Consider the following 3,862-nt stretch of genomic DNA (forward strand, 5'->3'; position numbering starts at 1 on the left):
CCCTGTACTCAAGCATTTGTTTTTTGTAGGCAAGTATGTAATATCCAGCTCGTCGTAATCTAGTGGCATATTCTATGTCTATACTATATAGAAATAAATTTTCAAGAAACTTATATTTCTCACAAACACTATTTTTAACAATCATACCACTTCCTACTATATACTTAGCTAAATAGAAATCCTCATTGATACTAGTGGTTTTAGTTGCAGTATCGCTATTAATTGAAACTATTGCTGTATTATAATAAAGTAGAGCATCACTTTTTAACTTTTCTATAACCTCATTAACACTAAAAGGTTCTAAGGGTAATGAATCTTGATCAAGAAACAATACCCATTCTGCCCCTAATTCTTTAGAAACTTTACAGCAGATATTATATGCTTTACCTAAACCAACATTGTTTTCTAAAGGTATTATAGTGTTCACGTTCTGTAATAAGCTTAAAAAGTTTTTATTAGAGGAGTTATTATCAATTAGAATTATGGGGAGACGAGCGTTTTTTAGGATATGAATAATCTTGAATACTATTTCAGTATCAGGATTATATGTAACTATGCATACCGAGATAGACAACGTATCTGACAATAAAATTTATTAGATCTACTTAAAAAGTTAAGGGTAGAAAAATGAACATTAACAGTGTGTATAGGCTGATTCACAATAAGTATTATTTCGTTCTTCTGTCAAGTACATTTTCCGCATTCATAACTGAACTTATTTTATTCCATAAATATGTTTTTTACAGTGTAGGAGACAACGTGTTTCCGCTTAGCATGTCCTATTTTTACAATTATCAGCCCTTCTTTACTAATGTTAATGGCGGATCAATTGGAAATAATATTATATTAATAATAAATGGTTTATTTTATTTTCCTTTTTTCAATAAATATGGGGAAATGGTAAGTTTTTTAGTAACCACATTCATAGGTAACTCTGCACTATCTCTATTGATATATATAAATATACAAAGATATAATATTAATATTACCGTATTTTCATTTATTGTGACAATAGGAGCGGAGATATTTCTAAATTCTGGACTAAATCTCTATTTTGAACTTCTCCTACTACCTAGTACATTTATACCCATTCATGCAATATTCCCATGGATAATTTATTTTATAGATTCAATAACAATGGACAAGGATAGCCTAATAATAAAATTTCTGGAAATACTTGCAGCCTCATTACTACTTATAATTTTTATAGGATTCGTATTAACTTTAGTGCTTACAACTTATGTGACTATTGGGATATTTTTTATAGGGCTATTATTCTCATCAAATCTTAAGAGAAAGAGAAGGCTGATTCTTCTAGTAGTTAGTGTGATAATTCTAGTTTCACTGAATATCATATCATTGCTTCCTTCTTATTACGGTGCAGTGAGTTATTTTTCTTCCCACGTAGGAGGGAAATATTATGTGGGTGCGTTAAAATTCTACGTGCAGTCATTTAATGGCTCAATTTTTAATGTACTAACTTTAACATATTTACCTTCTAATATTATTTCCCTATTTCCCTATTACTATATTTTCATTAGTGGTTTATTTGTAACGTTACTAGTATTACCACCTATTAGTCAAGATAGAAATATACCTAAAATCTATTATATTAGTTTAATGACTTTTCTTTTACTATCAGCTTGGTTAGCAGCCCCTTATCTCTTCCCATCATACATTAGTTTATATTTACACATTCCCTATTTATGGAGTTTAGATATTCCATGGCTTTCTTTTACATATTTGACATTTGTTTCTCTATCCATAGCATTAGGAAACGGACTAATCTCTATCAAAAACAAGCTACTCAGAATAATATCAGTAGTTTTATTATTGCTAATTCTCTTTACACAAACTTATCCTTATTATAATGGTCAAGTGTTAACAAATTTCGCTACCCATACAAGTTATGCATGGGATCCGCCCAATTACTTATGGGATATGTCAAACATCATAAATGATGGTCCAGATAAGAATCCACGAATCTTAGTTTTTCCCGCAAGTGGAGTTTATGTTGCATACAATTTTTCTTCTAATAATACGTACGTAGGAGCAGGATTTTGGCAAACTTTATTTAATGGGGATGTATATGCGTCGTATTTCCCATATAACTGTTATTCATTAGAATGGTTTATTACTATTTATCCGTCGTTTAATTTATCTTCTTATCAACCATTTTTAAATGCCGCAAGATTATTAGGAATAAACTATATCGTTATTACCAAAAATTTTATCCCAAAATACTTCTTCCCTACTAATTATATAAATAAAGTGGAGATAGAAAAGCTAACTAGCACACTTCCTTCCTCCTCAATTATTTATAATAATTCACAAATATTGGTATATAATTTCTCATCCGAAACTGTAGCAGTTATCCCTAAATATATTATTTTTGTAAATATTTCTAAACCTTTATGGATTCCAGAAACTCCTAATTATAATGTTTCTGAATTTCATATATTCCTTTCTGCCTTAAACTTAAGTTTTGTTAATTACTCCTCAGCTGCTTTGGTAAGCTCTAGTTATGAAAAAGAAATCACTGAGTCCTTACAGAATTATACAATATTATATAATTCTAGCGATATTACAGTTATAAAGCTAAATAACGTTCCCAGACTAGAAGTAGAGAATGAAAATCCCAGCGTGATCGTTATAAAAATAGCTAAAGAAGATTATAATTCACTTATACCTGTTCTAATACGAGAAAATTATCAATCTGGAATAAATGAGTATATAAATAATTACGATAAAATAGTACCTGGTTATTCGAATGAGTCGTTTATTATAATGACAAATTCTTCTACTATCATAATTAATTATAATGTGAAAAATATTTTGCAATATATAAATATCATTTACTTTTATATATTAATAATCATAGCTGTAGTATTAATTCTAATGAAGAACAATGTTTTTAAGTATCGTTTTGTTACCAGATTTTTTGATGCAAATGACTTGCAAAGAAGATCCAGATAGACTCTATTTCAGTGATAATATTAATGACATTGTAAAATTCTATTATTGTTTTAATGACGCTGCAATTTAATTAAATGGTCTAGATCTAGACCTTCAGCTGAAATAAACATAGTTGAAAAAGAAGGAGACTCAGAAATAGTATTTATAGTTCCTACGCCAGATATTAAAGACAAACTAACAGTAAATCTACTGGAGTCTATTAAAAATTTTCATGCAATATTAGTCGAGAGTAAGGGTAAATATCTTAATTATGCAAGAAGTGTTGATAAGGGTATGGCGATAGCATTAAAATACAATCCAAGAAAGATATTTATTTATAATAATGATGTAATTATTAGAGATGATATAATAAAATTATATTTAAAGCTCTAAATATAGACAATAAGAAGGTTAATTCAGTTGTAGGCGCCGGAGGGTCACATGTATTCAAATTATGTAAATTTACTTTCTCATCAAATTTATTATTTTTACCAAAATATAAATGAAAATTTGCTATTCTAAAAAAATTCAAAATTTTATTTTTATCAATATAGAAATTTTTTCGATCTAATTTGTAGACCATTAATATGCGTAAAAATTGCTTTCTTCGGAGAATTTCTAATCATAAGTCCATTTTACATTTTAAGAAATAATGGGAGGTTATTTGACGAGACCTATATTAATGAAGTAGAAGATATGGATGTATTTTTAAATATATTAAATACGAGTTGAGTGTGGAGATAGTGTCGTCGTTAAGTTATTTATATTTGTATAACGAGTATTACATACGGGTAGGAAGCCTGTATTTAGGCAAGACGTTTCTTGTCCCTCTTGTGGTAGTCATCACGTTGTTAAGTGTGGTAGGCCTTTGGGTAGGCAGAAGTATTTGTGTAGGGATTGTGGTAAG

Annotated in this window: 2 protein-coding genes and 1 pseudogene; 2 read left to right on the plus strand and 1 reads right to left on the minus strand. The window is 28.9% G+C overall.

Annotated features, from left to right (window positions below):
* A partial coding sequence (locus WIW89_RS00020) for a glycosyltransferase (RefSeq protein WP_337719257.1) occupies positions 1–586 on the minus strand: 586 nt, incomplete at its 3' end.
* A gap of 311 nt (positions 587–897) precedes the next feature.
* Here WIW89_RS00020 and WIW89_RS00025 point away from each other — a divergent pair.
* A complete protein-coding gene (locus WIW89_RS00025) occupies positions 898–2,976 on the plus strand; it encodes a hypothetical protein (protein ID WP_337719258.1) in 2,079 nt (692 codons plus the stop codon).
* A 769-nt stretch (positions 2,977–3,745) separates the two neighbouring features.
* Positions 3,746–3,862: pseudogene (locus WIW89_RS00030) on the plus strand (IS1/IS1595 family N-terminal zinc-binding domain-containing protein); the annotation flags it as partial.

It is taken from the genome of Stygiolobus sp. CP850M (assembly GCF_037389425.1).
In the GTDB taxonomy this organism is placed as follows: domain Archaea; phylum Thermoproteota; class Thermoprotei_A; order Sulfolobales; family Sulfolobaceae; genus Stygiolobus.